Source organism: Methylobacterium sp. Leaf89 (genome assembly GCF_001422215.1).
Classification (GTDB): domain Bacteria; phylum Pseudomonadota; class Alphaproteobacteria; order Rhizobiales; family Beijerinckiaceae; genus Methylobacterium.
This window is the reverse complement of record NZ_LMML01000003.1, coordinates 45055-71614: the sequence shown is the minus strand read 5'-3', so window position 1 is coordinate 71614 and position 26560 is coordinate 45055. Positions and strand designations below refer to the sequence as shown.

General features: G+C 68.7%; 23 protein-coding genes. 14 read left to right on the top strand and 9 right to left on the bottom strand.

Annotated elements, in window-relative coordinates:
• Positions 1 to 11: 11 nt before the first annotated feature.
• On the bottom strand, positions 12 to 311 hold the full coding sequence (locus tag ASF18_RS00695; protein ID WP_056348428.1) for a HigA family addiction module antitoxin: 300 nt from the start codon (positions 309 to 311) through the stop codon (positions 12 to 14).
• 140 nt (positions 312 to 451) lie between these two features.
• On the opposite strand from ASF18_RS00695, the gene ASF18_RS00690 reads away from it, so the two are divergent.
• Positions 452 to 712, top strand: coding sequence for a DUF3892 domain-containing protein (locus ASF18_RS00690; protein ID WP_056348424.1), 261 nt, complete (start codon positions 452 to 454; stop codon positions 710 to 712).
• An 80-nt stretch (positions 713 to 792) separates the two neighbouring features.
• Here ASF18_RS00690 and ASF18_RS00685 read toward each other — a convergent pair whose 3' ends face one another.
• A complete protein-coding gene (locus tag ASF18_RS00685; protein WP_056348421.1) occupies positions 793 to 2460 on the bottom strand; it encodes an alpha-amylase family protein in 1668 nt (555 codons plus the stop codon).
• Between the two features lie 227 nt (positions 2461 to 2687).
• On the opposite strand from ASF18_RS00685, the gene ASF18_RS00680 reads away from it, so the two are divergent.
• From ASF18_RS00680 to ASF18_RS00670, 3 genes are all read left to right on the top strand, one after another.
• Positions 2688 to 5759 carry a transglycosylase domain-containing protein gene (locus ASF18_RS00680; RefSeq protein ID WP_056348418.1) on the top strand — a complete coding sequence of 1024 codons (3072 nt, stop codon included), beginning with the start codon at positions 2688 to 2690 and terminating at the stop codon, positions 5757 to 5759.
• Between the two features lie 127 nt (positions 5760 to 5886).
• Positions 5887 to 6957: a hypothetical protein gene (locus ASF18_RS00675; protein ID WP_056270401.1), complete on the top strand. Its 1071-nt coding sequence runs from the start codon at positions 5887 to 5889 to the stop codon at positions 6955 to 6957.
• 299 nt (positions 6958 to 7256) lie between these two features.
• Positions 7257 to 9140 (top strand): AAA family ATPase, encoded by a 1884-nt coding sequence (locus ASF18_RS00670; RefSeq protein WP_162239147.1) that lies wholly within the window; start codon positions 7257 to 7259, stop codon positions 9138 to 9140.
• Positions 9141 to 9691: 551 nt separating this feature from the next.
• On the opposite strand, the gene ASF18_RS00665 is transcribed toward ASF18_RS00670, so the two are convergent.
• Positions 9692 to 9907 carry a hypothetical protein gene (locus ASF18_RS00665; RefSeq protein ID WP_056220003.1) on the bottom strand — a complete coding sequence of 72 codons (216 nt, stop codon included), beginning with the start codon at positions 9905 to 9907 and terminating at the stop codon, positions 9692 to 9694.
• Between the two features lie 225 nt (positions 9908 to 10132).
• On the opposite strand from ASF18_RS00665, the gene ASF18_RS00660 reads away from it, so the two are divergent.
• From ASF18_RS00660 to ASF18_RS00635, 6 genes are all read left to right on the top strand, one after another.
• Positions 10133 to 10381, top strand: a complete 249-nt coding sequence (locus tag ASF18_RS00660; protein WP_056348412.1) for a hypothetical protein — start codon at positions 10133 to 10135, stop codon at positions 10379 to 10381.
• A 188-nt stretch (positions 10382 to 10569) separates the two neighbouring features.
• A complete protein-coding gene (locus ASF18_RS00655; protein ID WP_056219997.1) occupies positions 10570 to 11379 on the top strand; it encodes a Crp/Fnr family transcriptional regulator in 810 nt (269 codons plus the stop codon).
• Positions 11380 to 11419: 40 nt separating this feature from the next.
• Positions 11420 to 13750 (top strand): PAS domain-containing protein, encoded by a 2331-nt coding sequence (locus ASF18_RS00650; RefSeq protein WP_082486890.1) that lies wholly within the window; start codon positions 11420 to 11422, stop codon positions 13748 to 13750.
• An 86-nt stretch (positions 13751 to 13836) separates the two neighbouring features.
• Entirely contained in the window at positions 13837 to 14649 is an 813-nt protein-coding gene (locus ASF18_RS00645; protein WP_056219994.1) for a heme ABC transporter permease, read from the top strand.
• A gap of 64 nt (positions 14650 to 14713) precedes the next feature.
• On the top strand, positions 14714 to 14878 hold the full coding sequence (ccmD, locus tag ASF18_RS00640; protein WP_056270397.1) for a heme exporter protein CcmD: 165 nt from the start codon (positions 14714 to 14716) through the stop codon (positions 14876 to 14878).
• Positions 14875 to 15486 (top strand): DsbE family thiol:disulfide interchange protein, encoded by a 612-nt coding sequence (locus ASF18_RS00635; RefSeq protein ID WP_056348407.1) that lies wholly within the window; start codon positions 14875 to 14877, stop codon positions 15484 to 15486. The genes ccmD and ASF18_RS00635 overlap by 4 nt, the downstream gene beginning before the upstream one ends.
• 12 nt (positions 15487 to 15498) lie before the next feature.
• On the opposite strand, the gene ASF18_RS00630 is transcribed toward ASF18_RS00635, so the two are convergent.
• Positions 15499 to 16215 carry a Crp/Fnr family transcriptional regulator gene (locus tag ASF18_RS00630; protein ID WP_056348404.1) on the bottom strand — a complete coding sequence of 239 codons (717 nt, stop codon included), beginning with the start codon at positions 16213 to 16215 and terminating at the stop codon, positions 15499 to 15501.
• Positions 16216 to 17110: 895 nt separating this feature from the next.
• Here ASF18_RS00630 and ASF18_RS00620 point away from each other — a divergent pair.
• Positions 17111 to 17827: a Crp/Fnr family transcriptional regulator gene (locus ASF18_RS00620; RefSeq protein ID WP_244472508.1), complete on the top strand. Its 717-nt coding sequence runs from the start codon at positions 17111 to 17113 to the stop codon at positions 17825 to 17827.
• Positions 17828 to 17852: 25 nt separating this feature from the next.
• Here ASF18_RS00620 and ASF18_RS00615 read toward each other — a convergent pair whose 3' ends face one another.
• Together ASF18_RS00615 and ftsY are read right to left on the bottom strand one after the other, a co-directional pair.
• On the bottom strand, positions 17853 to 18470 hold the full coding sequence (locus tag ASF18_RS00615) for a septation protein A (protein ID WP_056220417.1): 618 nt from the start codon (positions 18468 to 18470) through the stop codon (positions 17853 to 17855).
• A gap of 67 nt (positions 18471 to 18537) precedes the next feature.
• Positions 18538 to 19977, bottom strand: coding sequence for a signal recognition particle-docking protein FtsY (gene ftsY, locus ASF18_RS00610; RefSeq protein ID WP_056348397.1), 1440 nt, complete (start codon positions 19975 to 19977; stop codon positions 18538 to 18540).
• 41 nt (positions 19978 to 20018) lie between these two features.
• Between ftsY and ASF18_RS00605 the strand changes: the two genes are divergently transcribed.
• Complete coding sequence (locus ASF18_RS00605; RefSeq protein WP_056348394.1) at positions 20019 to 20732, top strand: RluA family pseudouridine synthase; 714 nt, start codon at positions 20019 to 20021, stop codon at positions 20730 to 20732.
• Here ASF18_RS00605 and mtaB read toward each other — a convergent pair.
• Entirely contained in the window at positions 20729 to 22000 is a 1272-nt protein-coding gene (gene mtaB, locus ASF18_RS00600; RefSeq protein WP_056348391.1) for a tRNA (N(6)-L-threonylcarbamoyladenosine(37)-C(2))-methylthiotransferase MtaB, read from the bottom strand. The two genes, ASF18_RS00605 and mtaB, sit on opposite strands and share 4 nt — an antisense overlap.
• Before the next feature lies 1 nt (position 22001).
• Positions 22002 to 22895 carry a diaminopimelate epimerase gene (gene dapF, locus ASF18_RS00595; RefSeq protein ID WP_056348388.1) on the bottom strand — a complete coding sequence of 298 codons (894 nt, stop codon included), beginning with the start codon at positions 22893 to 22895 and terminating at the stop codon, positions 22002 to 22004.
• 352 nt (positions 22896 to 23247) lie between these two features.
• On the opposite strand from dapF, the gene ASF18_RS00590 reads away from it, so the two are divergent.
• A complete protein-coding gene (locus tag ASF18_RS00590; RefSeq protein ID WP_244472519.1) occupies positions 23248 to 23919 on the top strand; it encodes a GyrI-like domain-containing protein in 672 nt (223 codons plus the stop codon).
• A gap of 291 nt (positions 23920 to 24210) precedes the next feature.
• Here ASF18_RS00590 and ASF18_RS00585 read toward each other — a convergent pair whose 3' ends face one another.
• Complete coding sequence (locus ASF18_RS00585) at positions 24211 to 24723, bottom strand: methylated-DNA--[protein]-cysteine S-methyltransferase (protein ID WP_056219967.1); 513 nt, start codon at positions 24721 to 24723, stop codon at positions 24211 to 24213.
• A gap of 464 nt (positions 24724 to 25187) precedes the next feature.
• Between ASF18_RS00585 and ASF18_RS00580 the strand changes: the two genes are divergently transcribed.
• Positions 25188 to 26114 carry a helix-turn-helix domain-containing protein gene (locus ASF18_RS00580; RefSeq protein ID WP_162239145.1) on the top strand — a complete coding sequence of 309 codons (927 nt, stop codon included), beginning with the start codon at positions 25188 to 25190 and terminating at the stop codon, positions 26112 to 26114.
• The last annotated feature ends 446 nt before the right edge of the window (positions 26115 to 26560 follow it).

The following is a 26560-nucleotide window of genomic DNA, read 5'->3' as shown; positions in this document are numbered from 1 at the left end:
GCGGGCGCCCCCTAGGACGCCGCGGCAGGCTCGGCCGCGCGGGGGCGGACGCCGGAATCATCCACCGTCGCCCGCGCCTTCGACAGGTCGTGGGCGTTCTGGAGGTTGAGCCAGAATTGCGGCGTGGTTCCGAAGCGGACGCCGAGGCGGATCGCGGTGTCGGCGGTGATGCCGCGCCGGCCCCGGATGATCTCGGAGACCCGGTTGGGCGGCACGCCGATCTTCGCCGCGAACTGCCGGGCCGACAGGGCGAGCGGCGTCAGGTACGCCTCCACGAGGATCTCGCCGGGATGGGTGCGGATGCGGGCCATGGCCGATCTCCTGTGCGGTCGCGCGAGGATACATCGGCCCGCGCCCCGCGAAAGGTTTCTCTCAGGTTGCATTTCTGATGAAACAAATTACCTGAAGTTCGTATGCCCCATCGGGCTGCCAACGGAAGGACGCGGACACCATGGCTGATCGTGCGGTCAGGAAGACCGGAAAGAACGCTGAACGCGACATCACGGCGTTGTGCAACGATGGCGACGCGTGGTCGCCGCGCCGGAAGCAGGACGCCATCAACGACATCGAGTTCGGGCTGCACAGCTATCACGTGCCCTGGCCCAACGGACGGACCGAGATCCGGGTCGTCCAGGGGCCGAACGGCAAGTACCTGCGCACGGATCGGGATACCACCACCCGGAACAACCTGGACGATCTTCCGGATTGCTGATCCGGTTCGGGGTTCGGGCGTGAACGCCGCGGCGGTCCTGCTCCCAGCAGGGCCGCCGTCCCGGCGCCGGGGCGGCTGGCCTACCCCACCCGCCGCTTCAGCGGGGCGTCGAGGCCGCCGACGCGGAACCAGTGGTAGCCGTAGCGCTCCATCATCAGGCAGTGGCGGCCCTCCGCGTCCGCTTCGCAGCGGCGGCCGGTGAGGAGGTCGACGAGGAGGTGGCCCTCCGGCCCCTCGATTCCGGCCGAGAGTGCGATCTCCATCGGCGTGCCCGCGAGGTTGTGCACGCAGAGCACGGAATTGCCCTCCCAGTCGTAGCGGATCGCCAGGATCGCCGGCGAGGCCGTCTCGATCACGGTGAAGTCGCCCCAGCCGATCTCCGGCACCTCCTTGCGGGTGCGGATCACGCTCTCCATCCAGTTCAGGAGGGAGCCGCGGTCGTGGCGCTGGCTGGCCACGTTGACGTGGACGAAGCCGTAGGCGCCGTGGTCGATCACCGGCAGGGTCGGGGTCTCGCTCTTGGTGAAGCCGCCCTGGGCCTCGCCGCTCCACTGCATCGGCGTGCGGGCGCATTCGCGCTCCTTGAGCGAGAGGTCGTCGCCCATGCCGATCTCGTCGCCGTAGCGCAGCACGGGCGTGCCCGGCAGGGTGAACATCAGCGAATAGGCGAGCTCGATGCGCTGCTGGTCGCCTCCGAGCATCGGGGCGAGGCGCCGCCGGATGCCCCGGTCGTAGAGCTGCATGCCCTTCTCGGGCCCGAAGGCGGAAAACACCGCCTGGCGCTGGGCCTCGGTGAGCCGCCCGAGGTCGAGCTCGTCGTGGTTGCGCAGGAACACCGCCCACTGGGCGGAATCGGGCCGGTTCCAGGTCTTGCGCATGGCCTTGGCCAGGGGGCGCCCGTCGCCGGCCGCGAGGCCGTAGAACAGGGCCTGGTTGACGGGGAAGTTGAACAGCATGTGGAGCCGGTCGGCGTCGTCGCCGAAATAGGCGAGGTCCTTCTTGGGCAGGATGTTGGCCTCGCCCAGGATGATGGCGTCGCCCTGGCGCCACTGCAGGAACTCGCGGAAGTCGCGCAGCATGTCGAACTGCTCGTCGGGCTCGCCCGTGACGTCCGGCCCCTTCTTGGCGATGACGAACGGCACCGCGTCCATGCGGAAGCCCGAGACCCCGAGCTGGATCCAGAAGCCCATGATCTTCTGGATCTCGGCCCGCACCGCCGGATGGGCGGTGTTGAGGTCCGGCTGGAACGGCATGAAGCGGTGGAAGTAGTAGGCCCCCGCCTTGGCGTCGCGGGTCCAGGTGGTGGTCTGGACGCCGGGAAAGACCATGCCCTCGTCGGCGTGCGGCGGCCGGGTCTTCGACCAGACGTACCAGTCCCGGTAGGGCGAATCCGGGTCGGAGCGGGCGGACTGGAACCACGGGTGCTGGTCCGAGGTGTGGTTGACCACGAGGTCGATGAGGACGCGCAGGCCCCGCTGCTTGGCCGCGTGGGTGAAGGCGACGAAGTCGCCGAGCGAGCCGTAATCCGGGTCGACGCCGTAATAGTCGGAGATGTCGTAGCCGCCGTCGCGCTTGGGCGAGGGCTGGAACGGCATCAGCCAGATCGCCGTGATGCCGATGCCCTGCAGGTAGTCGAGCCGGCGCTCCAGCCCGGCGAAGTCGCCGATGCCGTCGCCGTTGCCGTCGAGGAAGGTCCGGACCGAGAGGCAGTAGACGATGGCGTTCTTGTACCAGAGGTCCTTGATCATGCCGTCATCCCCGGGGGCGGGCGCCCCGGGCCACAACGCGGGCCCGCGGGAAAGCGTTGCCGTGAGCGTTGCCGTGAGCTTGGCCAGTGCGGAACGCCCCGAGCGTGGCCGTCCCGTCCTTAAATCAGCCGCCTTGTGCAGCGCATCTGCCACGCTCCGGCGCGCGGTCTCGGCTATGACCGTGCGGCCCTCCGCGCCACGACTCCACTCCCGGTATCCCGGCCCGCATGAACATCATCCTGATCAAGCTGTTCGCCACGGCGCTGACGCTCAGTCAGGTCACGACGCGGCCGGATGCGGTGAAGACGCAGTTCGATCCCGTGGCCGACAAGGCCCAGGTGGTGCAGATCCTGCGCGACGGCTGCGCCCACATGCGCAAGGCCTTCGACATCGAGGACATCAACCTCGACGAGCTGATCTCCACCGCCATGGAGGACCCCAGCGCGGTGGCGGGCGCGAGCGCCCCCAAGATCCTGCACGGCCTCGACATCGGCGAGCTCAACGTCAGCTACCGCCAGTTCTGCAAGGGCGAGACCCCCAAGGACTCGCCCTTCGACGCCGCCGAGGTCATCGCCTTCTACAACAAGGCGGTGGCCGACCTGCCCTCGGCCGAGGCCCTGAAGGAGCGCAAGCTCCCCGGCGCCTCCCTGATCCTCGACGGATCGGGCAAGCGCTACGCCGAGGCCTTCGAGGCCAACGGCCGGCGCCTCAGCGTGCCCATCGCCGAGGTGCCCACGATGGTGCAGAAGGCCTTCGTGGCGGCCGAGGACAAGCGCTTCGAGACCCACCGGGGCATCGACGAGCGCGGGGTGATCCGCGCCTTCATCGGCAACCTCGCCTCCCCGGGCCGCCCGGCCGGCGGCTCCACCATCACCCAGCAGGTGGTCAAGAACCTCTCGGTCGGCGACGACGTCACCTACGAGCGCAAGATCCGCGAGATGATCGTGGCCTCCCGCCTGGAGCACATCCTGGGCAAGCCGCAGATCCTGGAGCTCTACCTCAACGGCATCTATCTCGGCCGCGGCGCCTACGGCATCGAGATGGCCGCGCGCAGCTATTTCGGCAAATCGGTGGGCCAGCTCACCGTGACGGAGGCCGCGCTGCTGGCCGGCATGCCCAAGGGCCCGAACTTCTACAGCCCCGACAAGTACCCCGACCGGGCGCGCGAGCGCCGGGCCTACGTGCTGGCGCGCATGAAGGAGGAGGGCGTCATCACCGAGGCGCAGCTCGGCGAGGCCGCCAACGCGCCCCTCGGCCTGAAGCCGATCGACGCGGTCCGGCGCGATTCCGGCTTCTACTTCGTCGACCACCTGGCCCGGGAGGTGCGCACCTTCGCGGGCGTCGACTCCCTCACCGCCGCCAGCCACGTGGTGCGCTCCACGATCAACGCCGGCCTGCAGACCGCCACCGAGACCGCCCTGCAGGAAGGCCTCTCCACCTACGAGCGCGCCACCGGGCGCGCCCGCTACGAGGGGCCGGAGCTCAACCTCGCCGAGGCCGTGCGCAAGCTCGAGGCCGCGATCCCCGCCGCCGAGGCCTCGCCCCTGGGCGTCCCCCTCCTCACGGGCGATCCGGTCAAGCCGGCCGCTGCCCCGGCTCCGAAGCCGGCCCCGAAGACGAAGGCGGAGCGCAAGGCCGCCGCCGCCGCCGAGAAGGCGGCGGAGCAGGCCGCGCCCAAGGTCGAGCGCCCCAAGCCGGCCTGGCAGCGGGCGCTGGAGACCGCCCGGCCCGTCCTCTACGACGTGCACTGGCCTCTGGCCGTGGTCCTGGATACCGGGCGCGGCGGCACCGCGAAGGTCGGCCTCGCCGACGGCCGCACCGCCAGCCTCGAGCCCGGCCCGGCGCGCGGAAAGCTCCAGCCCTACGACGTGGTGCGGGTCAAGCTGCGCGATCCGAACGCGAAGGCGCCGCGCGCCGACCTGCGGGTCCGGCCAAGCGTCCAGGGCGCCGCCCTGGTGCTGGAGAACCGGACCGGGCGCATCCTCGCCATGGCGGGCGGCTTCTCCTATCCGGTGAGCCAGCTCAATCGCGTCACCCAGACCGTGCGCCAGCCGGGCTCGACCTTGAAGCCCCTCACCTATCTGGCCGCGCTCAATGCCGGCCTGCAGCCCAACACCCTGGTGCTGGATTCCGCCATCACCCTGCCGCCCATCGGCGGCGTCGGCGATTCCTGGTCGCCCAAGAACTACGAGGGCACGGGGGCCGGGGCCACGACCCTGCGCCGGGGCCTGGAATTCTCCAAGAACCTCGTCACCGCCCGCCTGCTCCAGGGCGGCATCGCCGACAAGGCGCCGGCCAGCCTGCAGAAGGTCTGCGACCTCGCCCTGGAGGCGCAGATCTACGCCGAGTGCGAGCGCTACTATCCCTTCGTGCTCGGCGCGCAGCCCGTACGGATGGTGGACCTCGCCGCGTTCTACGCCGCGGTGGCCAACGAGGGCGCCCGGCCCGCGCCCTACGCCCTGGAGTCGGTCGAGCGCGACGGCAAGACCCTCTACACCCGCGAGGCCCGGGCCCCGACCCGGATCGGTTCGGCCGACCGGGTGGCGTTCTACCAGCTCAAGACCATGCTGCAGGGGGTGACGAACCACGGCACGGCCGCGGCGCTCGCCCGGTTCTCGTCGTCGATCGCGGGCAAGACCGGCACCTCGGAGAACGAGAACGACGCCTGGTTCGCCGGCTTCACCAACGAGATCACCATCGTGGTCTGGGTCGGCTACGACAATGCCGACGGCACCCGCCGCACCCTCGGGCGCGGGCAGACCGGCGGCCACCTCGCGGTGCCCATCGCCGGCACCATCCTCCAGGCGGCCTGGGCCAACGGCGTGCCGCGCACGGCCCTGGCCCCGCCCTCCCCGGAGGCGCGCCAGGACCTCCTCGAGGCCAGCATCGATCCGCGCAGCGGCCAGCGCGTCGACGGCGGCGGCGTCCTGGAGCATTTCCGGATCAAGGACGGCCGCATGGCCGACACCCAGTACAAGCTGCTGCCCCGCGAGACCCGGACCGCCATGCGGCCCGATCCCGAGGACGGCGACCTCGGCGCCGAGGACGACGCCCCCGACCTGGCCGGGGGCCTGTTCGGCGGCCTGCGGGGCCAGCCGGACGACGATCGGCGCCGGGCCCAGCCCGAGAGCGACCTCCTCGATCCCTACGGCGAGCGGCGCAACCGCCGGGCCCAGTCCGAGACCTACCAGCCCTGGCCGGGCACGCAGCGCTCGCCCTTCGGCGACGAGGAGGAGATCCGGCCGCGCCAGCGCCGCCGCGATCCCGACTACCTGTTCGGCGACGAGCCGCGCTTCTGAGGGCGCTCCGCCCGGGGCACGGCCCCGACCCCCTTTGCCGACCCCCCATTGCCGACCCCCTCTTGCCGACCCCCTCTTGCCGACCCCCTCTTGCCGACCCCCTCTTGCCGACCCCCGAGGCCCCGACGTGCACAGACCGCTTCCGGCAACCCTTCTCCTCGCCCTCGCCCTGACGGGGGGCGCCGTCCGCCCGGCCCTCGCCCAGGAGGGCATCAAGCTCCAGCCGCCCGCGAGCCCGGCGGTCTCGGAGCGGATCAAGGACGTGCCCGCCATCGAGGCGGCCGGCGTCGCCGGGCTGAAGCCCGGCACCATCCTGTTCACCGACCATCGCGACGATCCGGCCAAGCCCGAGAACGGCCTCGTGCCCTATCTCGACTGGGGTAAGCTGCGCCCCGGCGAGCGGGCGGCCCTGGCGCCGCATCCGGGCTATGTCGAGCCCGATTACGTGCAGACCCTGAACGGCGTCGCCAAGCGCCGGCACGAGACCCTGAAGGTCTACGTGGCGCAGGGGCGCTTCGTGGTGGCCAAGGCCCCGGAGAGCATCGACCTCGCCGCCTACGCCACCCTCGGCTTCGTCGCCAAGATGGACCCGGTCATCAAGCACAAGGCCCTGAACCCGGCCGACGCGACGCCGAACAAGGACCCGGCGGCCGCCTTCGCCAAGCGCCCCGACCGGCCCTGGTGCGAGGTCGGCACCACCTGCATCGAATCGCGCTACGACCTCGAAGGCAAGCTGCCGCTGGGCGTGAAGCTCGCCAACCGGCTGGAGGACGGGGCCTCGAAGAAGATCGCCGAGTTCGTCTCGTTCCAGAGCGAATTGCGCACCCTGCCCCCGGCGGAGATCGCGGCGCTGGGCAACCTCACCAAGCTCGACACGCCGGTGACGGGCGGGCTGGAGCAGACGATCTTCTGGGTCAACCAGATCCTGCGCTTCGGCAAGTTCCTGGCGGTGTTCCAGCCCATGCCGGGCGATCCGGCCAAGACCGTGGTGACCACCTACGTGGCCCTGGCGATCAAGGGCGACGTCCTCGACCGCAAGCAGGAATATGCCCGCGTGCCGGTGCTCAAGAACCTGCTGCCGGCCCAGGTGCTGATGGGCAACTCGTCCTTCAACACCGGCACCTCGATCAGCGCCGGCCTGCCGACCTACGCCCGCAACCGCATGATCGCCTTCGCGGACGCGCTGGCGAAGAACTGAGGGTGGGGGGATGGAGCACCCGCCTCCCCCCTGTTGGGAGGCGGGGGCGGCGCCGCTCGGGTCGAAAACCCCATCGGCTTGGCCCTGCGAGGGGCTGAACCCGACCCTTCTCAGAACTTCAGTAGGTCTGCTTCCTGGCAATCTGAGCGGCTCTGAATGACCAAGGCCGGCCGCAAGCTGACCGTCTGGCTTTGAGCGAGGGGACTGCGAAAGCTGTCACTTCGCAATAGACCCCATTGCCGTCGTACTGCGTCGCTGCAACAGATGCAGAAAGCCAGCTTCGATCCCAAAAGGTTCTCGTGCCCCACTATCCCGGAGCAGACCTCCCTCCTCCCGCTGCTGCTGCAGCTCCGACGACCGACATTACGATTCCGCTGGATGTCATATCGGGGAAGCCCGGCGGCACGGTCACGATCCGCCCGGGCATCACCACCCTCGTCGGACCCAACGGCAGCGGTAAGACTAGGGCTCTGCGGTCCATCCAACGAGCAATTCGCGCGCGCGGTGTGGGAGCCGGCCATGTCCGTTTCCTCCCGGCGGGGCGTACCGGCCCAATCGAGCGTTTCCGCGCAGCAATCGATTCTCCTGGTGTAGGTTCGAACAGTGGCGAGGCATATTACGGAGACGTCAGTTACCGCTCCAGTTGGTACGACATCGAGAGTGTCGTGGGCGACCTGATGAACCTCGATCATCGTCCCGATTTGCGAATAAAGGTCGAAACGCGGCTGCAACAGCTCTTTGACCGCGGGATAGACTTTCAATGGGGTCAACGAGGGCTCGGAGTGTCATTTATCGCTATGTCCGGCGACGCGCGATATCACTCTGGGCTCGAGGCTAGCGGCATTACCCAGCTCGTTTCGCTCCTATCCGCAATCTACGACGACACCATCGGCACTCTCATTGTCGACGAGCCCGAAATCTCGCTCCATCCGCAGCTGCAGGCGTTCATCTTCGAAGAAATGGAATCAGTCGCCGGCGACTGGGGCCATAAGGGCAAGAAGCGGATCGTGATTTCGACACACTCGCCTTCGTTCCTGCCTCTCCGTTCGCTCGCCGACCTTCCCAGCATCGTGTTCTTCGGTGGCGACGCCGATTGCCGCCAAATCGATCCCGCCAACGGGCTGCTTCAGTCGTCGAAGCTCGCGCAATTTGTCGTACGCACGAGCCTGTCCCACCGGCAGGCGCTGTTTGCCGAACGCATCCTCCTGGTCGAAGGACCAAGCGACGAGATCGTCGCGGCGCGGACCGCCCAGCGCCTTGGCATGAAGATCGAGGCGCGCAATACCCAGATCCTCCCCGCGCTCGGCAAGGGCGAATTCCGCGAGGCAAGGAAGCTTTTCACCGAAATCGGCATACGGGTCACCGTGCTTGCCGATCTCGACGCCTTTGTCGACGACAACAGTTTAGTGAATGATTTCAGCAGCTCCGACGAGGCGAAAGCGATCGCCAACGCGAGCGGTCATTCTTCGCTCATCGACCTTGATGGCAAGCTGCGGTCCGAACTCGCGGGGCTGATAGCGACGAGCGCCGCCGCAATTGATTTGGCGATCGCAGCCTATCCTTACTGGTCAGACAAACAGGATCCAGATGTAAAGCGTCGGCGGTGTGCATCGGCTCAACTTCTCACCCAACCCTCAGCGTTTACCGGTGACCTCGATGCAAGGATGGCAGCACTGGCCGCCCGCTATGGCGTACTGCTTGACAGTCTCGAAAAGCTCGGTTGCTTTTTCCTCCGTCGTGGCGCTATCGAGAACTACTTCGCTGACACCTCGACCGGGGCCGGCAAACCCGCTCGTGCGAGCGCCGAGGCAGAACGCCTTGCCGCTTTACCGCCGGCGCAAATCGCCACCGCATATCCCGAGTTCGTCCGCGCGCTGCGCTACGCTGCGCCCGGGCGCGGCATCGACGAAAGTGTGCTTCTGCGCGGCAAGCTGGCAGCGGCACTGGGCGCGATCTTCCAGGCGATGGAAATTGGCTCAACCGATGTTCAGATCGAGGGCATGGCGATGTCGGTCCTGCCGGCGATCAAAGGACTTTTCACCTTTCGAAATGCGACGAGTGGCGACCAGCCTACGGTGTGCGTTGAACTCCTTTCGAAAATTTTCAACCTTACCGGATTTCCCCTGACGGTGGCGAGGAACGAAAATCTCAACGACGCGGTCGGCAAAATCCAGCCCGGCTAATCGTCCACGCCCGTTCCAGTGAACGGCAGCTTTTGGAAATAACGGGCAACAACCTGATGGCCGAGATGGGCGCATAGCCGAAGGTCCGCTTCCAGCCGTCGACTTAACTTCCGCTGCCCACCCGCGGCAGCCCTTCGCAGGGTCGCGCGGATTGGGTTTTGACCCTGGCCTCCTCGGCCTGAGGGGCACCCCAGCACGCCCACGCCGAACCTCTCCCCGCGAGGGGGGAGAGGGACGCGCCCTGCATCCAGGCCGTGCGTCGGGCGACGCTGGCCCGTTCCGGCTTCCGGGCGTGGTGATCGCCGACAAAGGCCCACCGTCATTCAGGATCGCCAGAGGCGCGCCCCTTCGGGTCCGGGCTCCGCTGCGCGGCCCCGGGAAGAGGGTGGGCGACGGCAACCGTTCCGGCGCGCGAACCGGTCCTTGCGATCACCCCGGCTGGACGGCGTCGGGCCACGCCGCTCCGGTCCCCCACGCGGTGGAGGGCGCCACCGCGATGCCCCCTTCCCTCACCGGGGAAAGGAGCACGCCCCGGGGGGAACGCCGCCGGCTCAGTTGCCGCGGCTGGCGATCGAGGGCATCGACGGCTGGGTGTACTGGCGGTTGACGTCGCGGCGGGTCTGGGTGCCGTTGGTGTCGTTGGACTGGCGATAGTTGCTGGTGTCGAAGGCGTCGGAGAGACCGCTGCGCCCGCTCGGGCTGTCGGTGTTGCAGGCGCAGAGGCCGCCCAGGAGGGTGGCGGCGAGGGCGAGGGAAGCGAGGCGCATCGGGGCGGGTCCTGTGGCGAAAGCAGCGCCTGTGGTGCTGCCCGGGCCCCGCGCCCGTCAAGCGCAAGGCTAACGAATCGTCGCCGGTTCCTGCCGCACTGATGTCGCCGCGCCACGAAAATGCTCACCACCTCCGCAAGGAAGCGGCGGTTCGGGGGTGAAGATGGGGAATCGGGGCCCGCGCAGGCTGGCGCTTTGGCCGGGAACACGCGAGACATAGGGCCGATGAGCAACGTCGTCCCCTTCCGCCGCCCCGCCGCTCCGCCGGTCGTCGTCACCGACGTGGTCGCCGTCGCCGACGACCTCTTCGCGCTCCTGGAGCAGCTGGAGCTCGTGAGCGCCCGGGCCGCCGCCATGGGACGCCCGGCCCGCGAGGTCGAGCGCACGGTCCAGAACCTCCTCGACGCCGTGACGGCCGTGGAACGGGCTCTCGACTGCATCGGCGAGGGCGACGAGGCCGGACAGGCGCGCTGAGGTGCGACGGACGCCATGGGCGCGCCTGGCCCCGGTCGGCCTCTCCGCCCGACCCGTTTCGGAGCACCCATTCTTCGGGTTCCCATCAAAACAACAAAATTGTCTCACCAGGGTCTACTTCTAGACAGACGGACGCGACGGCGCTGCGCTAGAGGCCGGAGAGACAGACGGTGAACACAGCGCACTGCATGGGCCCGGCCTCCGATCCATCGACGGGCAACCTTCTCCTCGACGGCCTCCGGCCCGAGGATCGCGCGCTTCTCGACCCCCATCTCGATCGCCTCTCGCGGGACCGCGGCGAAGCCCTGTTCCAGGCCGGCAGCGACGTCACCGCCATCGCCTTCCCGTGCCGGCAGACGGTGGTCACCCTCATCGTCGCCATGCGCGACGGCCGCAGCGCCGAGGTCGCCACGGTGGGACGCGAGGGCGCCGTGGGCGGCGTCGTCAGCAGTGGATTCCTGCCCGCCTCCACGAACGCCGTCGTGCAGATCGGCGGACCGGTCCTGCGCCTGGACGCCCTGCGCCTCCAGGAGGTCAAGCGGTCTTCCCCGGCCCTGCGCAACCTGTTCACCCGCTACGCCGACTGCCTGCTCGCCCAGGTCCTGCAATCGGTGGCGTGCAACGCCCTGCACCCGATCGAGTCGCGCTGCCTGCGCTGGCTCCTGACCCTGCAGGACCGCATCGGCACCGACGTCCTGCCGGTGACCCACGAATTGCTCGCCACCATGCTGGGCGTCCAGCGGACCTACCTCACCCGGATCCTGCGGGCGCTGCAGCAGCAGGGCCTCATCGAGGTCGGGCGCGGCCGCATCACCATCCGCAACCGCGTGCTGGCGGAGACCGCCGCCTGCGAGTGCCACGGCGTCGTCCGGCGGCACTACGAAACGGTGCTCGGCGCGATCTACGCGCCCGGTGGCGCCCTCGTGGCGGTGGAGCCGCCCCCCGATCGGCGGGAGACGGATGCGCCGCGCGAACTCGCGATATCCGAATCGGCCTGACCCTCCCCTCCGCAGAGCTTCGATCCTCCGCCCGCCCCCGATGACGCAGCCCGCCGCAGACCAGCAGCCCGGCCAGGCCCCGGACGCGCCGCCCCCGGCCGCCGGGGATGGGACGTCTGCGGGCGGAGCCGTCTTCGAGCCCGCCGGCGACTCCCCCTTCGCCCCGTCCGACGCGGCGACGCTCCTGCGCCTCGCCGCGGACTCGGCGGGCCTCGGCCTCTTCGCCTACGACCCCGCCACCCGGACCCTCCGGGGCGACGCCGGATTCCGGAGCCTGCTCGGCCTCGCGTCGCCGGGGCCGGTCGCCGACGCGGACACCGTCCTGTCGGCCCTCGACCCCGGGGATCGCGCCGCGTTGGACCGGGCGCTCGGCGCCGCCCTCGACCCGGCGGGGTCCGGGACGCTGGACTGCACGGTCCGGCGCGCGACCTCGACACGACCTCTGTGGATACGGGCGCGGGCGCGACGCGTGGTCGACCAGGACCGCCCCGCCCGCCTCGTCGGCACGGTGCAGGACGTCACCGAGGCGCGGGCGGCCGAGATCGCCGCGCGCGCCACCAACGACGCCGTCCGCGACTGGGACCTCGCCACCGGGGCCGTCCTGTGGAACGCCGCCCTGACCACCGCCTACGGCTGGGCGCCGTCGGAGGTCGTGCCGACCAGCGCCTGGTGGCTCGCCCAGATCCACCCGCACGATCGCCCCGGCGTCGCGGCCGGTCTCCAGGCGACCCTCGCCGGCGGCGTCGAGGCCTGGAGCCAGGAGTACCGGTTCCGGCGCGCCGACGGCACGTACGCGGAGGTCCTCGACCGCGGCTCCCTGGTCCGCGGCGCGGACGGGGCCCCCCTGCGGATGATCGCCGCGATGCTCGATCTGACCGAGCGCAACCGCGTCGGCGCCCAGTTCCGCGCGGTGTTCCAGGGCGCCAATATCGGCATCGTCCAGTTCGATCCGCGGACCGTGCGCGCCCTCGCGGTGAACGCCAAGCTCTGCGAGATCTGGGGGGCGCCGGAATCCGAGATCCTCGGCCATTCCCTCGCCCGCTGGACACCGCCCGAGGACGACGACGACCGGGCGGCGCTGCACGAGCGCCTCGCGACCGGGGCGACCCTGCAGCTCCGCCTGGAGAAGCGCTACCGGCGCATGGACGGGCGCATCATCTGGGCGCGGGTCAACCTGGTCTCGCAGCGCCTGGGCGGCGACGTCCACGCCACGGCGATGATCGAGGACATCACGGAGGAGAAGCGGGCCGATGCCCGCCGCGAGGCGCTGATCGCCCTCGGCGACCGCCTGCGCGACCTGCACACCCACGCCGACGTGGTCTCCGCCACGGCCGAGAGCCTGGGCCGGACCCTCCGGGTCGCCCGGGCGGGCTATGCCCAGGTCGATCCCGGCGGCCAGATCGCGTCGCTCAATCCGGACTGGACCGCCGAGGGGGACGCGGAGCCGACCTGCGCCGTCGGCCTGCCGACCGCATCTCGGTCGACCCTGGCCGCGAGCGTCGACCGTCTGGGGCGCGGCGACGTCATCAGCGTGGCCGATATCGCGGCAACCCCCGAACGCGTCGACGATCCGGAGGGCTATGCCCGGCTCGGGATGCGCGCCGTGATCAAGGTGCCGGTTCTCCGGCGCGGCCGCCTCGTGGGCATTCTCTACGTCCTCGATCGCCATCCCCGCGATTGGAGTGCCGGCGAGATCACGTTCGCGCGCGAAGTGGCGGAGCGCGCCTGGGGCGGACTGACCCGCGTCGAAGCCGACGAGCAGCAGCGCACGTTGAACCGGGAATTGAGCCACCGCCTCAAGAACACCCTCGCGATGGTCCAGGCCATCGCCTCGCAGACCCTGCGCAACGTCACCGACGTCGAGGCGGCCAAGGAAGCCCTGGCCGCCCGTCTCATCGCCCTCGGCAAGGCGCACGACATCCTGCTCGCCGGGGTGCACGAGAGCGCCGAGATGGAGGCGGTGATGCGCGGCGCCCTCTCGATACATGACGATCGGCAACCCGGTCGCTTTGACGTCGCGGGGCCCCCAGTGCTTCTCGGATCGAAGGCGGCCCTGGCCCTCGCGCTGATGCTGCACGAGCTGGCGACCAACGCCGCCAAGTACGGTGCGCTCTCGGTTCCCGATGGGCGGGTCAGCCTCCACTGGAGTCTCGACCGGGACGCAACCGCGGGTGGAGCGACCGTTCGGCTGATCTGGTCCGAAGCGGACGGACCGATGGTCGTACCGCCGACGCACAAGGGATTCGGGTCGCGACTGATCGAGCGCGGCCTCGTCGGCGCCGTCGGCGGCACGATCGAGTTGGATTATCGCCCCACCGGCCTCGTTTGCCGCGTGGTGGCACCGCTGGAAGGCTTCCAGTCCAGTGGCTGACCACCCGAGGACGTGACCGGGCTGCGCCTCCTGCGCGTAACCCACGCATTGCCGCTGCACCGCACCCTGCGCTAGAGGGCGAGACCATGTGGACACGCCTTGCCCATCCCGGTCACTTCCTGCGCTGGACCCAGCCCGTGATGCCCTGGCTCGCCGGGCTGTCGGGCCTGCTCCTCGGGGTCGGTCTGTATCTCACCTGGTTCGTCGTGCCGCCCGATTACCAGCAGGGCGAGACCGTACGGATCATGTACATCCACGTGCCGGCGGCCTGGCTCGGCGTCTTCTTCTACGGTGCCATGGCGATCTCGGCCATCGGAACCCTCGTCTGGCGTCACCCCCTGGCCGACGTCGCCCAGCGCGCCGCCGCGCCGATCGGAGCGGCGTTCACGCTCATCTGCCTCGTGACCGGGTCGCTGTGGGGCAAGCCCATGTGGGGCACCTACTGGGTCTGGGATGCGCGCCTGACCTCGATGCTCGTGCTGTTCCTGATCTATTGCGGGATCATCGCCCTGTGGCGAACGATCGAAGATCCGAACCGGGCCGCGCGTGCCATCGCCATCCTGACCCTGGTCGGCGCGGTGAACCTGCCGATCATCAAGTTCTCGGTGAACTGGTGGTCGACCCTGCACCAGCCGGCCTCGATCATGCGCATGGGCGGATCGTCCATCGATCCCAGCATGCTCTACCCGCTGCTCGAGATGATCCTCGCCTTCACGATCCTCGGGGTCACCTTGCACCTCTATGCCATGCGCACCGAGATCCTGCGCCGGCGCGTTCGGGCCCTGACCCTACGCGAAGCCGAACGCCTCGATGCCAGCCCGTCGTCCGTACGTGGGGCGTCGATCAGCCAGGAGCCGATGGGGCAGGCGCCGATCGGTCGGGTGGTTCAAAGCCTGTGAGCTCCGCGTCGATGCGGGCCGAAGAGACCGGCACTTTGGAAACCTCACTCGTGAAGTCCCGCCCATGACCCTTGGCCACCACGCCGGCTACATCCTCGGCGCCTATGCCTTCACCGCTCTGGTGATTGGCGGGCTCATCCTGCATGCCTTGCGCGATCATCGCGCCCGGAAGCGGGAACTGGATCGGCTGCAAGGCGAGGTGATAGACGGGTCGGGAGTCCGCTTATGAGCGCGCCCCACCCCTCGCTGCAGACTCCGGCACCGGTCCGGCGATCGCTTCTGGTCATCCTGCCGCTCGTCACCTTCGCAGTCCTTGCCGGAATCTTTTTTCTTCGCCTGCGCTCGGGCGCCGATCCCGCGGCCATTCCCTCTGCGCTGATCGGCAAGCCGGCGCCGGCCTTCACCCTTCCGGCGATGCCGGGCCTGATTGCGCAGGGCGCGCCGGTTCCCGGCCTCTCCCGTGCCGACCTTCTCGGCAAGGTCACGGTGGTCAACTTCTGGGCTTCGTGGTGCGCTCCCTGCCAGATCGAGCATCCGCAGCTCATGCGATTGGCGCGCGAGCCGGGCGTCCACTTGGTCGGCATCGACTACAAGGACACGCCGGAGAACGGACGTCGTTTCCTGACCCGGAACGGCGTTCCATTCCGAGCCGTGGGCCTCGATGCGGAGGGACGGACCGGGATCGATTTCGGCGTCTACGGAGTGCCGGAGACCTTCATCATCGGACCGGATGGGATCATTCGCGAAAAGCTCGTGGGAATTCTGACCCCGGAGAGCTATGCCGGCGTGCTCGACAAGATCCGATCCATCGGATCGGCGGCCTCCGTCCCGCGGTGACCCGGCGGGTGCTCAGCGCCCCGCGTGGATCAGGCGGCGATACTCCGCCTCGGGCACGCCGTAGCTGTCTCCTGCCGCGGCCTTGAGCTTGTCGCGGTCCAGCACTTGGACATGCGAGCGTCGAGCCTTTATCATGCCGGCCCCCTCAAGGCTATGGATCGCCGTCGTCACGCCGGGGCGGCGCACGCCGAGCATCGTCGAGAGGAACTCGTGGGTGACGGGGAACTCGTCTCCGTCCACCCGATCGTGGCACATCAGGAGCCAACGGGCGAGGCGTTCCTCCAGGGTATGACTGCCGTTGGAAAGCGCGGTTCCGGCGGTTTGTAGATGAGCCGCATAGGCATAATGCCCGACGATCCGCCTGAGGATCCGCCGTTCCTCAACGAGGCGCCGGAATGCTGCGGCCTCGACCCGCACCGCGTCCCCCTCGATCTGCACGAAGGTCTCGTGGGGCGTCCGGTCGACATCGAGCAGTAGCGGGACCCCGACGATTCCTTCGGGACCGGTGATACACACCTCAATCCGCCGGCCCTCGGGTGTAGCGGCAACCTCCGAGGCGATGCCCGATTCAAGGAAATAGACGTGCGTGATCAATTTGTTGGCGGCGATCAGGATGTCCCGGCGCCCCAGCGCCACGCCTTCCGCAACGGATTGGATCGCCTCATAATCATCGGGGCTGAGGATGCTGAGGAGGTGATTTCGAACGTATCGCTGTGACGGCACCGGCATGAAACGTAGCGGCTCGATAGAGCAGCCGTCGAACGTCTTGCTGCTCGGACAGGGGGACAGTCGTCTCTCATAGCCGGATCCAAGTCTGAAGGAACTGCACCGGAGGGCGTCTGTACTATGCCGTACAATTTCTTGGGCCAGGCATGTCTGTGCCTGCCCCAAACGGTACGCGATCGCACGGTCGAAAACGCGATCGCGAGCAGGATCAAACCGGATGGATCCGTGACTTCGAAGCTGCGGCGCTTCCTGATTTTTCGGATCACCATAAGTCTCTGGGCGGTTGCGAATGTCGCGAGCAGTCCGTTCGACGAGGTCCCCTGCCTGAGGCAAGCCCAGTCGGACATCGCCCTGGAGATCACGGACCAATGTCCCTTGATCCCGGATATTCAGGAGGTACTGGGTCGTGGCGGTTCCATTCGGTAATCACCTCGATGTCCTCACGCGACACGAGGGTTGAACGGCGCCGCGAAGCGCGTGTCTTTGCAGAGGAGCCCCGGTCCCCTGGTCTGCCATCTGAGGGTCCCGTCGTGGGTGCAGCTACGGGTAAGAATATCGAGAAGACAGGAAGGGATTCCGCGCCGATCACCGGTGAATGACGCGCCCGATGTCCGACCCGGCTGACAGGGCAATCACGGATGGAACCATGCCTCCGTCGGTTGCGGCTATATATTTTCAACTAAATCTATATTGATGTGTGACGTAACTCGTTATCCCCGTTTTCGATGAAGCACTCTATTTTTCTAGATAAGTGCTTCGTTTGATGACGGATGGAAATACAACTTGTTGTTCTCTTCACAATGCAGATTCGATATGGCATGTCCGCTTCGTCGCTCGAGGTAAGTCTGGGCTGCGGGTGACCTTGCGTTCGCACGCCCGCCTATTGATTGTCGGGGTTGTGACGTCGATCATTCTGCAATCCGAAGTTCGTAACCGCCTCCTTCGCGCGTTGCTGCCGCTCGAGTTCGAGCGTCTCCAGCCATCGCTGGTTCGTTGCTCATTCGAGCAAGGGGCCGTGCTCGAAGTCCCTGGCGAGCCGATTGCGGCCGTGCATTTTCCGGAGCCGGGCATGATCTCCGTGATCGCGCACACGCCCGACGGCGTTCAATCGGAGGCCGGGATCGTTGGGCCTGAGGGTATGATCGGCATTGCCTTGCTCAACGGTGTCGACAGAGCGCCGCACACCGCCTTCGTTCAGGTACCGTGTCGGACCCTGCGGATCGAGGCTGAGGCGTTCCGGACGGCATTGGCCGAGAGCCGGGCGCTGCAGGCTTACTTTCTGCGTTACGCTCAGGTCTACGCCGTGCAATTGGCGCAAGCCGGTCTCTGCAATGCGCATTTCACCATCGAGCAGCGCCTCGCCCGCTGGCTGCTGATGTGTCACGACAGAGCCGACCGGGAGGATCTGCCCCTGACGCACGAGACGCTTTCATTGATGCTCGGGGTCCGGCGCGCAGGCGTGACGACCGGGCTGCGCATGCTCGAACTCGCCGGTGCCCTGAAGATGCGCCGGGGCGGCATCGGAATCCGTGATCGTGCCGCCCTCCTGGCTGTCGCCGGAGCGTCCTACGGCGTTCCGGAGGCTGAGTATGCCCGTATCCTCGGCGAGGCCTGAGGAACGCCGTCGGCTCCGCGCGATATCAGGCGGAACCCGTATCCGGCGCCTTGCGCTCATGGCGCAGGAGGAGCGGAGTCTGGGCCAACGCGAAGGCGATAGTCAGCGGCATGATGCCGAAGACCTTGAAGCTGACCCAGAAATCCTCGGTCTGAGTTCGCCAGACGACCTCGTTGATAACCGCCAGGAAGAGGAAGAATACCCCCCAGCGGAAGGTCAACTTGCGCCATCCATCCTCCGTGAGGGCGAACATCGAATCCAGCACGACAGAGAGCAGGGACTTTCGGAAGGCGAGGCCACCCAGCAGCACGAGGCCGAACAGCGTGTTCACGATGGTCGGCTTCATCATGATGAAGGTCTTGTCTTGCAGCGCCAGGGTCAGGCCACCGAACACGACCACCACCACGCCCGAAACCAGGGGCATGATGGGCAGGCGCCGCATCAGCGCATAATGGACCGCCAGGGCCGCCAGGGTGGCGGCGATGAAGGCGCCCGTCGCCACGAACAGCTTCTGATCCGGGTGAACGCCGAGGCGTTCGGCGTAGGCGTTACCGAAGAAGAAGACCATCAAAGGCCCGAGCTCGAGGGCGAGCTTCAGGAGCGGAGGGAGATGGCGACGCGGGGGGATGGCTTCGATCTGCATGGTATCCGTCATATAGGGTTCCGGGTGGCGGCTTACCGCGACACGGCGCTTCAGGGCGAGCGCCGCGTCACCCGGCGTCCAGGCCCGCGATAGCCCGGGCGAAATCTCGAGCCGCGAAAGGCTCTAGGTCCTCGACGCCCTCGCCGACGCCGATGAAGTGCACCGGCAGGCCGAACTTCGCGGCGAGTGCCACCAGGATGCCGCCGCGGGCCGTGCCGTCGAGCTTGGTCATGACGAGGCCGGTTACGTTCGCGGCCTTCGAGAACAGCTCGACTTGGCTCAGTGCGTTCTGGCCCACGGTGGCGTCGAGAACGAGAAGTACCGCATGGGGCGCTTGCGGGTCGATCTTGCGGATCACCCGGAGAATCTTTTCCAGCTCCGCCATCAGGCCTGCCTTGTTCTGCAGCCGGCCCGCCGTGTCGATGAGGAGCACATCGGTTCCCTGCGCCTTGGCCGCCTCGTAGGCATCGAAGGCGAGGCCCGCCGCGTCCGCGCCCTGCGCCCGGGCGATGACCGGCGTCTGCGTGCGCTGGCCCCAGACCTTGAGTTGCTCGATCGCGGCAGCCCGGAAGGTGTCGCCGGCGGCCAGCATCAGGGAGTGCCCTTCTGCCTTGAGCTTCAGCGCGAGCTTGCCGATGGTGGTGGTCTTGCCCGCGCCGTTGACCCCGATCATCAAGATGACGAAAGGCTTCTTCGAGGCATCGATGCGAAAGGGAATCGCCACGGGGGTGAGCGCGCGCTCCACCTCCGCGGCCAGAATCTCGCGGACGGCATCCGGAGAGATACCCTTCTCGTAGCGGCCCTTGCCTACGGCCTCCGAAATCCGAGTCGCGGTTTCGATGCCGAAATCCGCCTGGATCAGGGCGTCTTCGAGCTCCTCCAGGGTGTCGGCGTCGAGCTTGCGCTTGGTGAACAGACCGGTGACGCGCTCGGTCAGGGCCGACGAGGTCCGCTTCATGCCCCCCGTCAGGCGGCTCCACCAGCCGCGCTTGGGCTCTTCGGAAGCCCCGTCGGGCTCCGGCATGAAAATCCGAGTCGAGACTTCGGGCTCGGGCTCAGGTTCGGGCAGTGGCGCGCGTGGAACTGCCTGTGCCGGCTCGGGCGCGAAGGCTTGGCTCGTCGTGTCGGCGGGCTCGGCCCCCCGAGCGGGATCGTCCCCGGCCGTACCGGCGGGCGGGCGCTCCTTGGCGCCTTCCACGGGCTGGAGGTCGGCGCCCTCGAGTTCGTCCGGGATCGCGTTCTTGTCCGGTGTCCCCTCACCCGGCTCGCCGGGTGGTGGCGGGACGTGGGAGACGTCCGTCGCGGCCGTGGCGAAGTCCGGTTGGCCCTCGGACAGCGAGGCGGGGGAGTCGACGGGCAGCGCAGCCGGTTCGACCACCGGCTCGACGACGGACTTTGGGGCCGGTTTGGGATCCGGCGGTTGAACCGGCACCGGAGCGGGCCGCTCCTCCTCCTTGGTGCCGAACATCTTGCGCAGCAGCCAGCCCGGCCTCTTGTCTTCGCTCATTCCCGCTTGCTCCCCGGACCCGGCATGGTTAGCGCAGGGCCATGCCCCCAGCCGATGCCCTCGTAACAGACATAGGCGCGCGCCTCCTCTACCGCGATGCCCTTGTGCTCGTCATCGACAAGCCGGCGGGTTTGCCGGTCCATCCCGGCCCGAAAGGCGGCGCCACTCTCACCGACCATCTCGACGCCCTGCGCTTCGGTCTGCCCCGCCGGCCGGAGGCAGCCCATCGCCTGGATCGCGATACTTCGGGCTGCCTCGCTCTCGGACGCCACGCCAAGGCCCTTGCCCGCCTGAACAGGCTCTTCGCCGCAAGCGGCACGGTCGAGAAGACCTACTGGGCCCTGGTCGAGGGCGGGCCCGAGACGGAGGCCGGTGAGATCGCCCTGTCCCTGGCGCGGCGCTCCGACGATCCCCGCTCCTGGTGGATGAAGGTCGACCCGGCGGGCGATGCCGCCCTCACCCGCTTCGCGGTCCTCGGGCGCGGCGGCGGCCTGACCTGGCTCGCCCTCTCGCCGGTCACCGGGCGGACGCATCAGCTGCGCGTCCACTGCGCCGCGATGGGCTTTCCCATCCTCGGCGACCCGATCTACGGCACCGCCCCCCGCAGCGGTGGCCCGGGCCTCCAGCTGCATGCCCGCGCGCTCACGCTCCCGCTCTATCCGAAGAAGGCCCCGATCCGGGTCGAAGCGCCGGCTCCGGGGCACATGCAGGCGGGGTTGGCCGTGTGCGGGTTCCAGGGACCGGACCGCGCTTAGTCGACCGGTCGGCTGCGATCCGTTTCGGCGGCGATGAGAACCCGGCCGTCGTGCCCGACGATCGTCACGTCGGCGAAGATCCCGGGCGGTGTCCCGGATGGGAGCCGGACCGGCGTGAAGGCGTCCGTGCGGCCGAGACCGCCCCGTTCCGTGAGCACCCGGCGGGTCCGGCCCACCTCGCCGGCGAGATGGGCCGCGAGAGCGGCGTCGCCGGCGGCTCGCAGGCGTGCCGCGCGATCCCGGATGACGTCGCCGGGCACCGGTGGCATCCGGGCCGCCGGGGTGCCGGGCCGGGCGGAGTACGGGAAGATGTGGAGATGCGTCAGGCCGCACTCGGCCACGAGGTCGAGGGAGCGGGCGAACTGCGCCTCGGTCTCGGTGGGGAAGCCTGCGATCAGGTCGGCCCCGAAGACGACGCCGGGGCGCAAGGCTCTGACCGTGTTGCAGAATCGGATCGCGTCCGCGCGGGCGTGACGCCGCTTCATCCGCTTCAGGATGAGGTCGTCGCCGGCCTGGAGGGAGAGATGGAAATGCGGCATCAGCCGCGCCTCGCCGGCGATCGCCGCCATCAGCGCCGCGTCGGCCTCGATGGAATCGATGGAGGAGAGGCGCAGCCGAGCGAGGCCGGGCACCTGCGCGAGGATGGTCTGTATCAGGTATCCCAAGCTCGGGGTCGCGTCGAGGTCGCGGCCATAAGCGGTCAGGTCGACCCCGGTGAGCACCACCTCGTGCCCGCCGGCCTCGACGATGCGTGCGACCTGATCGACCACATCCGAAACGGGCAGGGAGCGCGAGTTTCCGCGCCCGAAGGGGATGATGCAGAAGGTGCAGCGGTGATCGCAGCCGTTCTGGACGGGCACGAAGGCCCGGGTCTGCCCGGCGATGCCGGCGATCCGGGTCGGCGTGGCGCGGCGCACCGTCATGATGTCGTCGACGGCATTGCGCGCCTCCGGCCGGACCGGCCGGGACCATGTCTCGGCCCGGCCCTTGGCGTCGTTGCCGACGAGGCGCGCCACCTCCGGCATGGCCGCGTAGGCGCCGGTCTCGACCTGGGCGCCGCAGCCGGTGACCACGATCTCGGCGCCGGGGCGTTCGCGGGCGAGCTTGCGGATGGCCTTGCGGGCCTGGCGCCCGGCCTCGGCGGTCACCGCGCAGGTGTTGACGATGACGAGGTCCGCGGAGGCCGCCCCTGCCGCCGCGTGCCCGCGCATGACCTCGGACTCGACGGTGTTGAGGCGGCAGCCGAAGGTCAGGGTCTCGACCGCCATCTCAGGCGGCGTCTTCGGCGGAGAAGATCTCCGGCGGGAAGCTGCCGTCCCATTCCAGCGCCACCGGACCGGTCATCAGGACGTGGTCGTCGGCGCGCCACTCGATGACGAGGTCGCCGCCGGGCAGGCTCACCGTGGCGCCCCGGCCGATCATGCGCAGGCGCGAAGCGGCCACCACCGTGGCGCAGGCGGCGGTGCCGCAGGCCAGCGTCAATCCGGCGCCGCGTTCCCAGACCCGGAGCTTGATCCGGTCCGGACCCAGGACCTGGGCGACCGAAATGTTGGCGCGGTCCGGGAAGATCGGGTGGTTCTCCAGCATCGGGCCCATCCGGGCGAGGTCGTAGGTGTCGGGATCGCGATCCACGAAGAACACCGCGTGCGGGTTGCCCATGTTCACGACCCCGGGCGAATGCAGCACCGGATCGTCGATCGGACCGATCTGCAGCTCGATCCGGCGGGTGTCCTGGAACGGCTCGGCCAGCGGGATCTCGGCCCAGGCCAGCTTCGGGCGGCCCATGTCGACGGTGAAGGAGCGCTCGGCGACGCGCTTGACGCCCACCAAGCCGCCGCGGGTCTCCAGGAGGAGTCGCCCGCTCTCGGCCGGCCGGGCCATGGCGGGGTCGTCGAGCATCGCGTAGGCGACGCAGCGGGTGCCGTTGCCGCAGGCGCCGGCTTCCGAACCGTCGGTGTTGTAGATCCTCAGGGACGCGTCGGTGCCGGGCGTACGGGCATCGTGGATCACCATGAGCTGGTCGAACTGCGCCCGAGGATAGGCCGCGATGGCACGCGCCTCCCCGGCCGTGACCTGCGTCTGCGTGCCGCGCAGGTCCAGCACCACGATCTGGTTTCCGGCTCCGTGCATCTTCAGGAACCGTCGATGGGCAAGCTCGCTCATGCCGCCTTGTCTCTGTGTCGTGCGTCCGGGGGGCTCGAGATCGCGCGGGTCGACGGACCCCCACGAGGGCGACCGGCCCTGGTGGGGCTATAGGCCAAAGCGACCGCGCACGCACGGGGCCCGGCGCCGCGGCTGCGTTGCAGAAGCGCCGCGCCTTGCCCGCTTCGTGCGACGCGGCACCCGGGACGTCTCGCCGGCCGCGGGCATCGCGCCTAGTTTCACCACACGGGCCCGGGGGTGTGCGATTCGATGCGCCCCGCGCCGATCCGGAGCCACCGCCTTGACCCGTCCCCGCTTCTTGACCCGCTCCAGCCTCAAGCCGCTCGCCACGGTGCTCGCCGGGTGCGTCGCGCTGTCGGCCGTCTGCGCCGCGAAACCGGCCCTGGCCCAGGCGGTCACGCCGCCGGCCGCGGCCAACCCGCTGCCGACCACCACCAACCCCGATCCAAAGACGCCCGGGACGGCGGACATCCCGGTGCCGGCCCAGGCTGGAACGGCGCCCTCCGCCACGCCGACGGCCGGACCTCGGCAGACCCTGGTGGCCACCCCCGGCGACGCCAACGACGTCGACGAGGTCTCGCTACCCGCGAAGCCCGCAGCGATCCTCGCCGGGCGGACGAAGTGGGAGGAGGCGGTACCGAGCCTCAAGGCCGCGTTCCAGCGCATCGAGGGCGACCTCGCCAAGGCCGGCATCCAGGCCGTGGGCCGGCCGATCGCGGTCTTCGCCAAGACCGACGACGACGGTTTCCAGTACGACGCGATGATCCCGATCGCCGCGATGCCGGACCCCAAGCCTGCCGAGGCCGACGGCCTGCGCTTCGGCACCACGCCGAGCGGCCGCGCCCTGCGCTTCCCGCACAAGGGCTCCTACGACGAGATCGACGGCACCTACGAGACCCTGACCGCCTACCTGGATGCCAAGGACATCGTCGTGCAGGACAAGTTCATCGAGGAATACGTCACGGACTTGAACGACAAGGCCGACGAGAAGCTCGACGTGAACATCTACGCCCTGCCGAAGTAGCGGGCGGTCAGGCCCGGACCGCGGCCGGTTCGGCCTCGCCGAGCCGGCCGTCGTTCCGCTGGATCACGCGCTCCGCCGCGCCGACGTCGTGGCCGCCAGCTCGCTGAGAGCCCCGACCGTCGAGGAAAGCGCCACGGGCGGCCAGATCGGATGCGGGAGCCGCACCGCATCCTGGCGCAGGCCTCGAAGGCGAGCGCAGGGTTGCAGGCGCTACGAGCCGATTCGGGGACGTGGCAGGAATGGGGCCGTTCCCGCGCGCCGTCGGCGTGAGACCGTCCGGTCGCGGCCGGCTCAGAACAGGCTGGCCTGCCCGCCCGGCGCGGCGCCCGGGACCCGTTCCAGCGCCAGCAGGAAGCGCTTGATGTCGAGGCCGCCGGCGAAGCCCGTCAGGGTGCCGCCGGCCCCGATGACCCGGTGGCACGGCACGACGATGGGCAGGGGATTGGCGCCGTTGGCTGCCCCCACGGCGCGGCTGGCACCCGGCCGGCCGATGCTGCGGGCGAGTTCGCCGTAGCTGATCGTCTCCCCCGGCGGGATCTCGGTAAGCGCCTGCCAGACCGCGTGCTGGAAGGGCGTGCCGCGCGGTGCGAGGGCGAGGTCGAAGCGGATGAGGCGCCCGTCGAAGTAGGCTTCGAGCTGAGCGCGCGCCGGGGCGAAGGCGGTGTCGTCCCGGTGCCAGTCCGGACCCGGCATCACCGCGCCCTTGCCGCGGGGAAGGCCGATGCAGGCGAGGCGTTCGTCCGGTCCGGCGAGGACCAGCGGACCGATGGGGGTCGGCAGGATCGTGAAGCGCGTTGCGGGCATGGCGCGGCTCGTCGGCGAGGGACCTGACCTTCGCTCTCTTTCGGGTCGGATTTCCAGAGGTCACGCATTTTGCGCTCAAGATTGATTGGCACTGGTCGTCGGGCGACCGGACCCGTGCGTCGGGCAGATGCGGAGCGTCGCGTGGCGCGTTTGGGCCAGTCACGCCAGCGATCTGCAACTCACAATTTCAATTTATCAACTCTTGGTTTTGGCGTTGATACTGGTTTTGGCGGAGTTGGACGATCTGCGCGATTTACCGTTCGGGTGGATTTCGCACAAATTATTTGCGTAGGCGGAAGTACCTTGCCTAACAGGGGCCGCATCCTGGCACGCATCCCGACAAGAGCGCGCCGAAGGACGTGTCGGACGGTGGGGGCATCGGGCAAGTTGCCATGACGGGTCATACGCGTCCCGAGCCGGTCACCTGGCGCTCCCAGGGACGGTTCGTTGCCAGCATCGCCTCGATGCGACAACTTCAGCTGTGCAACGATCGCGGTGGACTCGCGATCGGTTTCGACGTCCTGCGTTCGACCATCCCCGACATCGCCATCGCCGGCAGTCAGACCGAGGCCTTCAGCCTGTGGGAGACTCGCTCGTCCAGCGGTTTCGTGACGAAACCGAAGTTCAACGCACAGCTGATCACGATCCGCTTCGTGACGAGCGGCCACATCATCTATCGGCGCCGATCCGGAGACGTCGACGGCGTTCCGACCCATGCGACCCTCGTCAATTTCAACGACCTGCGGGAGGTCCAGGCCTACGGCGCGTTCAGCGCGGTCAGCGGAACGTTCAGTGTCGGTGTGCTGATGGCCGCCCATGCGGCCCTGACGGGCCGCAGCGATGGCACCCTGCCGGATCTCGCGCTCACGGCCTCCGTGGCGACCCCCGCCATGATGGCCTTGTTTCTCACCCTGCGGCGGGTTCAGGAGCAGATCCAGGCAATCGAGTGCCACGACGACCTGACCTTTCAACTCCTCAAAGAGGTCCTGAGCTACCAGTTGCTGTCGGCCTGGCCCCGACGCGACGCTCCCGCGCCGTCCCAGGCGCAGGATATCCCCTCCCGCAGCCTCGGCCGGGCGCTCGACTACATCGAGGCGAATCTCTCGCGGGCCCTGACCCTGGCCGACATCGCGGCGGTGGCGGGGATCAGCGTGCGCTCGCTTCAGAACCGGTTCCGCCGGGACCTGGGGCGCACGCCGGTCCAGGTCATCCTCGAGCGGCGCCTGGCGCAGGTCCATCAGGACCTGATGTCGCCCGCTAAGGCGTCCCTGTCCGTCGCCGAGATCGCCCGCTCCTGGGGCTTCGTGCATATGGGCGACTTCGGCCAGCGCTATCGCCGCCAGTACGGCCGCACGCCGACGGAAACCCGCCGCACCGGCCGCGCCCTCTGAGGCGTCCGGAACGACTTGGCGACGGTGCCGGCTGCGAATCGGCCTTCGCCATCCATCGGAGCGGCGATCAGGCGTCTCTATCGGGATCGCGCGCGACCGTATCATGTTTGCGAAAATTTGACAGTTTCAGTCATTTGATAGAATTTCAGTCAGCGTCGTTTCGCCTGCAAGAGAACGCCGAAAACGCGATGGAGCTGTGGGGTAGACTTCGAATGTCTTGCGCGAAATTGATCGATCTGGAGCTGCGATCGCGGTCGTATCTGTTGCTGCAGCACAGTGCCGATAGTTCCGCTCCTCTTTTGCAAACCTTTCCTGATGTTGCCATCACACGTGTCACCAGATGCCCTGTACTGAACCCACGCTTGCCTGGCTGGAAAACTTGAATCGGGACCGGACCGTCGCGCCGCGAGTCTTTCCCAAGGGAGCCGGTCCGGGCACAGGGGACG

Bases quoted from the DNA above. Each gene is read 5' to 3' on its own strand.
- ASF18_RS00695 (WP_056348428.1), bottom strand. From the start codon at position 311: ATGGCCCGCATCCGCACCCATCCCGGCGAGATCCTCGTGGAGGCGTAC.
- ASF18_RS00690 (WP_056348424.1), top strand. From the start codon at position 452: ATGGCTGATCGTGCGGTCAGGAAGACCGGAAAGAACGCTGAACGCGAC.
- ASF18_RS00685 (WP_056348421.1), bottom strand. From the start codon at position 2,460: ATGATCAAGGACCTCTGGTACAAGAACGCCATCGTCTACTGCCTCTCG.
- ASF18_RS00680 (WP_056348418.1), top strand. From the start codon at position 2,688: ATGAACATCATCCTGATCAAGCTGTTCGCCACGGCGCTGACGCTCAGT.
- ASF18_RS00665 (WP_056220003.1), bottom strand. From the start codon at position 9,907: ATGCGCCTCGCTTCCCTCGCCCTCGCCGCCACCCTCCTGGGCGGCCTC.
- ASF18_RS00660 (WP_056348412.1), top strand. From the start codon at position 10,133: ATGAGCAACGTCGTCCCCTTCCGCCGCCCCGCCGCTCCGCCGGTCGTC.
- ASF18_RS00655 (WP_056219997.1), top strand. From the start codon at position 10,570: ATGGGCCCGGCCTCCGATCCATCGACGGGCAACCTTCTCCTCGACGGC.
- ASF18_RS00650 (WP_082486890.1), top strand. From the start codon at position 11,420: ATGACGCAGCCCGCCGCAGACCAGCAGCCCGGCCAGGCCCCGGACGCG.
- ASF18_RS00645 (WP_056219994.1), top strand. From the start codon at position 13,837: ATGTGGACACGCCTTGCCCATCCCGGTCACTTCCTGCGCTGGACCCAG.
- ccmD (WP_056270397.1), top strand. From the start codon at position 14,714: ATGACCCTTGGCCACCACGCCGGCTACATCCTCGGCGCCTATGCCTTC.
- ASF18_RS00635 (WP_056348407.1), top strand. From the start codon at position 14,875: ATGAGCGCGCCCCACCCCTCGCTGCAGACTCCGGCACCGGTCCGGCGA.
- ASF18_RS00630 (WP_056348404.1), bottom strand. From the start codon at position 16,215: ATGCCGGTGCCGTCACAGCGATACGTTCGAAATCACCTCCTCAGCATC.
- ASF18_RS00615 (WP_056220417.1), bottom strand. From the start codon at position 18,470: ATGCAGATCGAAGCCATCCCCCCGCGTCGCCATCTCCCTCCGCTCCTG.
- ftsY (WP_056348397.1), bottom strand. From the start codon at position 19,977: ATGAGCGAAGACAAGAGGCCGGGCTGGCTGCTGCGCAAGATGTTCGGC.
- ASF18_RS00605 (WP_056348394.1), top strand. From the start codon at position 20,019: ATGCCCCCAGCCGATGCCCTCGTAACAGACATAGGCGCGCGCCTCCTC.
- mtaB (WP_056348391.1), bottom strand. From the start codon at position 22,000: ATGGCGGTCGAGACCCTGACCTTCGGCTGCCGCCTCAACACCGTCGAG.
- dapF (WP_056348388.1), bottom strand. From the start codon at position 22,895: ATGAGCGAGCTTGCCCATCGACGGTTCCTGAAGATGCACGGAGCCGGA.
- ASF18_RS00585 (WP_056219967.1), bottom strand. From the start codon at position 24,723: ATGCCCGCAACGCGCTTCACGATCCTGCCGACCCCCATCGGTCCGCTG.
- ASF18_RS00580 (WP_162239145.1), top strand. From the start codon at position 25,188: ATGCGACAACTTCAGCTGTGCAACGATCGCGGTGGACTCGCGATCGGT.